Source organism: Phormidium pseudopriestleyi FRX01 (assembly GCF_017313335.1).
Classification (GTDB): Bacteria; Cyanobacteriota; Cyanobacteriia; order Cyanobacteriales; family Laspinemataceae; genus Laspinema; species Laspinema pseudopriestleyi.
Window position 1 is genome coordinate 1 of the sequence record NZ_JAFLQW010000401.1, and the last position, 7,056, is coordinate 7,056.

A 7,056-nucleotide genomic window follows, 5' to 3' on the forward strand; every position below is an offset into this window, starting at 1 on the left:
CACCCCGCCCTACGGGCACCCCTCCAAAGGAGGGGAATGGGGAAAATTCCCCTCCTTTGGAGGGGTGCCCGTAGGGCGGGGTGGTGGTTGCCTAACTCAGATGCACCCGTTCCCCTTGACTGCGGATGGCGCGGAACATTCCAAAGCGGCAGAGTCCCACGCCAAAGCCTAGACGCATTAACAAAATTGTGGGAACTTCTCGCACGGATTTAATAAATCCAGAGACTCCAAACTGCATCCATCCTTGAGGTCGAATGATGCCTTGCCAAATGGTATCAAACCAAGAGGGTAGGGTTTGTTCTGTCCAGTCATCGGTGGTGACTGTTCCCTCTACTAATCCGGTGGATTCTAATAGTTCAGAAAAGCCTTCAATGCTGGAAAAAGCGGGATGAGACCATTGTTCGAGGAGTTGCTGCATCACCGGGCGTTCCCAGAAATTGAGAGGAGTTTGGCGATCGTCCCGTTGATTCCAGTCGGCAACGACTAGGATACCCCCGGGCTTGAGTACCCGCAATAATTCTTGAGCAAATTGCGCTTTATCTGGCATATGCGGCCCTGCTTCAATGGACCAAACTACATCAAAACTGCGATCGGCAAAGGATAAAGCCAGTGCATCATCTAGGGCGAATTTAGCATCTAAATCAGGGGGGGTTAGTTCTTGAGCCCGCTTGACTTGTTCGGGACTAATTGTGATACCCGTAACCGAAAAATCATAGTCTTTCGCTAGGAGGCGACTGCTACCGCCAATGCCACAACCCACATCTAAAACTGTCGTTCCTGCGGGTAATTTATCCAATCCACCCCAACGCACCATCTCATGTACAAAGTCTTCTTTGGCTTGGAGAAAATCTTTGGATTCCGGAGGAGAACCATAATGCCCCAGATGAATATGTTCTCCCCAGTAATATTCTAAAATTCCGTCTTCAGTCCATTGGTCATAAGAATTAGCCACAGAATCCGAAGATTGATATTTGCGGGCGCTGCTTACATACAGAATAAGGCTGACGATAAATAGGGTGAGAGTTAGTCCAAAAATTAAATTCATAAGCTGATTTGCAAGGTTTAACTAGAAAACAAATGTTTGCCCACAGATGATGTTAAAACTGGGTTTATAGCGCGTCTAAATCAGTTTGGAATAAAGAATGATTTAGACGCGCTATAGCTCAACCCAGACTGGAATCGATGAGGCCGATGACTGCCGTTAACTTGTCGGGGATAGACTGGATGGAACGGTGACGGGGAAAGGAGGCAGAACAAATGCTGTGGATTCCCGAATGATGTCTGGACGTTCTTTATAGGGAACTTTTCCATCAGAAGAAGCCGCATATTGTTGACAAAAATGGGCTAATTCTGTAGGGGATTCCGTTGGAGAGAGTCCACTCAGAATAAAGGTGATTTTCTCCGCAGCGGTGAGGGTGACATTGCATGCATCGCTGCAAGCTGCCATACAGCGCACTGGCTGAATTTGGACCGCAGATTCTAGGTTTTTGGCTTGCAATTCGGCTTGCACTTGCTGAATTAAATACTCTCCGCCCGATAGCCCGTTCTGAGTGGGTTCTTTCCGGGAAAATCGGCAGAGGGAACAGATAAATAAGGTAGTTTGGGTCATGGAGTCTCTATCAAAGTTGAGTGGATGGGAAACCCGTAAGGGATTGTGAGGATTGCCCGATCGCTGGCTTTAACGCTGTTGGGTTAAACTCGCGATCGCTGAGTGAATTATGCCCTGAATTCGGCGGCCTAATTGAGACAAAACTGGCAGAAAAATTCGGCTGTGGTTTGGCTTAAACCCAGACAAATCTTGACCCATTATTCGGTTATGGGGAGCATCTTAATTTTGCCTAAAACCCCCACCTCTCCCCCTGCTCCCCTCTTAGGCGAGGGCCGGGGAGGGAAGGGAAGGGGGCTGGGGGGTTAGGTCTCTTTTCAAAATTGAGATGCTCCCCGGTTATGAACCTTACCCCGTTGAAATCGAGCATTCTCCCTATCCTACCACAACTCAACTGCAACGTCGCTTGATTTTTAATTTTATAACCAAGCAACAGCCCCAGATTTTGTCTCTAAATCGAAAGAAAATGAAGAAATTGGATGGGTTGCAATCAGTTGGAATTTCCTCAGCGATCGCCAATTAAATCACTGAGTTTCTAACCCCACCTGATCACACTGGATTGGGGTGCAATCCCCTTGATATTTCAGTCGAAATTAAACTCAAAAACGGGGTTTCTGGCACTAAGCTGTTGCCTGTCTAAATTGGAGACGGGAAAATTATGAACCGTTTGGAGTGCGAGCATCTTGCTCGCTCTTGAACACCCAATTTAAATACCGAACAGCTTATCAATATCCCCATTTTAATACCCTAATGCTGCTCCTGCTGGACGACGGGGGTCGTTTGCTCCCCAGAGGGTGTCTCCCTCTACAGCAATGGATGAGGCGGCACCCCAATTTGAGAAAGACTTGATGTGATATCCCATTGCTGCAAGTTGTTCTACGGTGTCGGGAGAGAGCGCCAAGGGTTCAGTTATCACATTGTTAGGTAATCCTTGGTAGTGAAAGCGGGGATGGCTGATGGCTTGTGCGACGGTCATGTTGCGATCGCTGATATGAGTAATGACTTGTAAGACGGTGGTGGGAATGGTGGAACCTCCGGGACTGCCAGTAACCAGGAACAATTGACCATTGCGGGTGACAATCGTCGGACTCATGGAGGAGAGGGGACGTTTCCCCGGTTCGATGCGATTGACAGTTCCTTGGACTAATCCAAATTGATTGGGAACTCCGGGTTTGGCGGTGAAATCGTCCATTTCATTATTTAGGAAAAATCCCGTTCCCGGCGCAATTTCCATCGCCCCAAATAAGGAATTAATAGTATAAGTAACCGAGACGGCATTGCCGAAGCGATCGACGATGGAGTAGTGAGTGGTATCGGTTCCGGTGGATTCGGGAATCTGATTGAACAGGGGTTCCGGGGGGATGGCTTGATTTTGGGGAATTTGGCGGCGAAGTTGTGCGGCATAGTCTGGAGAGAGTAGCCGATCGCCGGGATTATCCACAAAAGCCGGGTCCCCTAAATAGGTGTTGCGATCGGCAAAGGCATACAACATCGCCGATAGCATCAAATGGAGGCGGTTGGTTTCACTACGGTTGAGTTCGGTGACGGAATATCCATCTAGCACATTCAGCATTTGACAGAGGGTCGTTCCGCCTCCAGGTAGCGGTGCAGAAATCACGCGATCGCCTCGATAATAACATTCCACTGGAGCAGATTCGGTGACGGTATAGGTGCTAAAATCTTCTAAGGTGAGAATTCCCCCGTTCTGTTCACTGGCGTTGACGATTTTTTCAGCAATTGGCCCTGTATAAAAGGCATCCGGTCCTTCGTCCGCAATCAGTTGTAAGCTGTTAGCTAAATCCGGTTGGACGAGGCGATCGCCAACTTGGTAGGGAGTTGTACCATCTTTTAAGAAAATTGCCGCAACTTCGGGCTGTTCTTGAAATTGTTCCACACTGCGATTGAGAATATCAATATCACCGGGTTGTAAAATAAATCCATCCCGAGCTAAGGAGATCGCACCAGCCATCACCTGAGCGCGATCAAGCGTACCATAGCGGCTTAATGCGCGATCGAGTCCCTTCACTGTACCCGGAACAGCAACCGCCAGATATCCTCGGCGACTCAATCCCTCCACCACCTCTCCAGTTTCATCCAGATACATCTGAGGGGTCGAAGCTAAAGGAGCCGTTTCCCGAAAATCCAGGAACATCTCCTCCCCATTTGCCTGCCGAATTAGCATAAATCCACCCCCACCCAAGTTGCCACAACAAGGATGGGTGACGGCTAAAGCATACCCCACCGCTACCGCAGCATCCACGGCATTTCCCCCCGCTTTCAGGATTTCTAACCCGACTTGAGAGGATTCCATAGAGGCGGTGACAACCATGCCATTTTTTGCCGCCACCCCTTCGCTGACGGGAATATTGGCGAGGTGACTATTGCTGGAAAGTTGAGCATTAACAAACCTCAAACCTTGAGAGAGGGATGGAAACGGACGATTCATGCTTCTGAAAATCGCCATCTCGACTACAATCGATAACGGAATGGCGATCGCCCATGCAACCATCAAGCGCAACAGTCCAGTTTTAAAGGGTGGGGGAACCTGATGCATAAATTCTCGACCCGTTTAAACAGTGAATCTATCCAGTTTAAATCATTTAGGTCGTGGAAAAATTGAGCCGTTAATCCCCGGCTGATTTTGCGAACTGTACAATAAAAACCCAGGAAAACCTACTATAGCGTTTCTCATGTCCACAAGGTACAGCCCTCACCCCTTTCTCGACGGTGGCCCAAGACGGGAGAGGCCTGTCCTGAGCCCTGAGCCCTGAGCCAGTCGAAGCCTGTCCTGAGCCCTGAGCCAGTCGAAGGGTCGAAGGGTCGAAGGGGGCTGGGGGTGAGGGTGAGTCCACTTTTACCCTTCAAGGTTTGGACCCCACCCTATTCTCCCTCTCCTAGACAGGGTAGGGCCTAAGCAGGGGTAAGGGAGGGGTCTGTTATTCACCCACCAAATCATAGTCTCTCCAGAGGTGGATGTTCTGAGCAATTGCTCACTCTAATTTGAGGGATTGTTAATATTTCCGCCCTATCCGAATTTGGGTTGTCAACCTCTCTACAAATCGCTGAAAACGTTGTATATTCAGTCTTTCAACTAAAAACATCTCAAGGGAGAAGTTTCTCATCTGTGGGGGTTAGGTCACTTCAATCCTCTCAATATTATCGCAAATCTAACGGTCAGACCCCTAGGTAGGATGGAACTTGAGATAGAGTTGCTGCGCCTTTTGCGCATTGAGATTGACCCAGAGAGTGAAATGACAAAAAACTCCGCAAATTGTTAGAAAAATTTAACCTTTTTTGAAGAAAAATGGAATATACTTCTATAGAAACATTAGTATGATTAGCTATTGCGCTGCTCCTTTAGGCTAAGGTGCAGTCCACCGGGGTTGCAAAAACGACTGGCTAGAGAGAACTCCTCGGAACGAGGGACTGCTTCTCCCAGGCTGGGATCGTCCCTTGGTTTCCAGGCTTTGCAATCGCGCTCACTCCGTTAGAGGAGTGGGGTCGCTATCAGTGGGGCGATCGCACAGAGGTCCATCGCCATCGACCCTCCCGAGACTCGCACTGATGCCAACTGAGGAAACCCTCTTAATATCATAAAAAAAATTTAGGATATAGACCATGATAGACCTGTATTCCTCTGATGAAACCGCTCATCCTCACTCTCTATCCCTGAAACGATTAGACCGAGCAATTTCTCTGTCACAAGGTCAATTTTGCCTGATTTTGGCCTGCTGTAATTCTGTCTCCTTGCGATCTCAACTCGTCAAGAAATTGCCGGTGAATTTGTCCGCAGATATTTACCAGCTATCTTTGCAGCCCTCGGTCAAAACCCTCTACACGACCGTGCAACAAGCCCTGCAAAATAAACAGCCGAATGCTTTAATGATTTTTGGATTAGAATCGGTTATTTCTATTGAACAATTACTAACAGCAACCAACTTTGTCCGAGATGATTTTCGCAAAGATTTTTCCTTTCCCGTCATCTTGTGGGTGAATGATGAAATCATGCAAAAATTAGTTCGGTTAGCCCCAGATTTCAAAAATTGGGCCGCCTCTACCATTCGCTTTCATATCATGAATGAGTCAATGGCTACCCCGGATTTAGCTTATCAATTAAGCTAAAAATTGCCCCGAGAGTTCCTGTGGCCCAAAAGAGCGAAACTTCACACCGGAATGAACCAATGGTAGGAAAATGCGGTAATGTAAACGGTGTTAATCCAGTCCGTCGTTACTTTTATGTTAGAGATTCAAACGTTAATTGATGAAATTCAGGAAGAAGCAAAACGGGCTGAATTTCCCCTTGATGAACCCATTTATCAAAAAGCGGGTGCAGAACCGACTCAACCAATTCTCTATGCCGGGAATTTGCAAAGTCAGTTATGCGTTTTTGGTCGAGATTTGGGGAAAGATGAAGTCGCCACTCGGCAACCGTTATATGGTGCAGCCGGTTCCCTCGTTCGCAAAGGACTTTATCGGACTCTTTTTAACAGCGAGGCAAGGGATAAAACTGAACTAGAAAAGGTTTTGGACCAAGTTTTACTAACCAATACTGTTCCCTACAAACCCCCTGGAAATAAAGCCTATAGTACAGCGGTTAAAAATCGCTTTCGGCCCTATATTGAGCGCCTGCTTGTCTGCCACTGGCAAGGCGATCGCATCATTACCCTCGGGAACGATGCCTTTGACTGGTTTACCCCCTATGCCCCAAAAGGGACCCTGAAAGAATTTTTTCAACGTGGCGATCGCTACAGTTCTAGCCAAATCATTACCCTCCAAGCTGAAGATTCTCAAGGTAATATCCATCAGCGTCCCATCACCTTACTCCCACTTCCTCATCCCTCCCCCCTCAACCAGCGATACTACGCCCAATTTCCCCAACTGCTGCAGCAACGCCTCAGTACAATTTTCGGCTGAATTGATTGAAGAGTCATCAGTGATTTGTCCAGAAATAGGATAAATCACCGACGACTCGGATGTTGTGAAAGGTTACGAAATCCTTAAGAAGTGGACCACGATTGAAGTTGGGTGGTTTCACGGAAGCATTTCGGGGCAACTTTATCATATCTTTATAGATGAGATTCAAGAATTCGTAAAAACTTTAAACAGTAATTCCCGGAGATATAGTAATGGCAACCTTAAGCTACGGTTTCAACCCCTCCTTCCTGCCCTTAACCGATCGCGATCAAGAAGCCCTTAACTCCATGTTTGGAGGCATCGAAGGCGACCCCCTAGCCGAGCTGGAAACCGTCTTAAACGAATCCTTTGGTGCTAGACCCCAAAAAAGCAGTAGAGTCCGTCAACCCTCTCCGGTCAATACTTCCGCGCTCAGGTGAACCCGATGAAGCGATGCCTGCACAGGCTAATCTTACTCTCATCTGATGTACCCCCATCTGCCCCATTTGCCCAGGTTACTCTACTCAAAATCTTGGCATTGGGGGATAACGACTAAA

At 47.8% G+C, this 7,056-nt stretch carries 7 protein-coding genes; 4 read left to right on the top strand and 3 right to left on the bottom strand.

From position 1 onward, the window contains the following. Positions 1–91: 91 nt before the first annotated feature. Together J0895_RS15065 and J0895_RS15070 are read right to left on the bottom strand one after the other, a co-directional pair. On the bottom strand, positions 92–1,045 hold the full coding sequence (locus J0895_RS15065) for a methyltransferase domain-containing protein (RefSeq protein WP_207088873.1): 954 nt from the start codon (positions 1,043–1,045) through the stop codon (positions 92–94). Between the two features lie 156 nt (positions 1,046–1,201). Beyond that, entirely contained in the window at positions 1,202–1,609 is a 408-nt protein-coding gene (locus tag J0895_RS15070) for a DUF1636 domain-containing protein (protein ID WP_207088874.1), read from the bottom strand. Positions 1,610–1,934: 325 nt separating this feature from the next. On the opposite strand from J0895_RS15070, the gene J0895_RS15075 reads away from it, so the two are divergent. After that, on the top strand, positions 1,935–2,129 hold the full coding sequence (locus tag J0895_RS15075; protein ID WP_207088875.1) for a hypothetical protein: 195 nt from the start codon (positions 1,935–1,937) through the stop codon (positions 2,127–2,129). A gap of 216 nt (positions 2,130–2,345) precedes the next feature. Here J0895_RS15075 and ggt read toward each other — a convergent pair whose 3' ends face one another. Continuing rightward, complete coding sequence (gene ggt / locus J0895_RS15080) at positions 2,346–4,160, bottom strand: gamma-glutamyltransferase (RefSeq protein ID WP_207088876.1); 1,815 nt, start codon at positions 4,158–4,160, stop codon at positions 2,346–2,348. 1,064 nt (positions 4,161–5,224) lie between these two features. Between ggt and J0895_RS15085 the strand changes: the two genes are divergently transcribed. The 3 genes from J0895_RS15085 to J0895_RS15095 all read left to right on the top strand — a co-directional run bounded on the left by J0895_RS15085 (position 5,225) and on the right by J0895_RS15095 (position 6,939). Then, complete coding sequence (locus J0895_RS15085) at positions 5,225–5,728, top strand: hypothetical protein (protein WP_207088877.1); 504 nt, start codon at positions 5,225–5,227, stop codon at positions 5,726–5,728. An 87-nt stretch (positions 5,729–5,815) separates the two neighbouring features. Continuing rightward, complete coding sequence (locus tag J0895_RS15090; RefSeq protein WP_340643526.1) at positions 5,816–6,520, top strand: uracil-DNA glycosylase family protein; 705 nt, start codon at positions 5,816–5,818, stop codon at positions 6,518–6,520. Positions 6,521–6,732: 212 nt separating this feature from the next. Then, positions 6,733–6,939 carry a hypothetical protein gene (locus J0895_RS15095; protein WP_207088878.1) on the top strand — a complete coding sequence of 69 codons (207 nt, stop codon included), beginning with the start codon at positions 6,733–6,735 and terminating at the stop codon, positions 6,937–6,939. Positions 6,940–7,056: the final 117 nt, after the last annotated feature.

Excerpts from the sequence above, each read along its gene's own strand:
- J0895_RS15085 (WP_207088877.1), top strand. The coding sequence starts at position 5,225 with ATGATAGACCTGTATTCCTCTGATGAAACCGCTCATCCTCACTCTCTA.
- J0895_RS15075 (WP_207088875.1), top strand. The coding sequence starts at position 1,935 with ATGCTCCCCGGTTATGAACCTTACCCCGTTGAAATCGAGCATTCTCCC.
- J0895_RS15095 (WP_207088878.1), top strand. The coding sequence starts at position 6,733 with ATGGCAACCTTAAGCTACGGTTTCAACCCCTCCTTCCTGCCCTTAACC.
- J0895_RS15070 (WP_207088874.1), bottom strand. The coding sequence starts at position 1,609 with ATGACCCAAACTACCTTATTTATCTGTTCCCTCTGCCGATTTTCCCGG.
- ggt (WP_207088876.1), bottom strand. The coding sequence starts at position 4,160 with ATGCATCAGGTTCCCCCACCCTTTAAAACTGGACTGTTGCGCTTGATG.
- J0895_RS15065 (WP_207088873.1), bottom strand. The coding sequence starts at position 1,045 with ATGAATTTAATTTTTGGACTAACTCTCACCCTATTTATCGTCAGCCTT.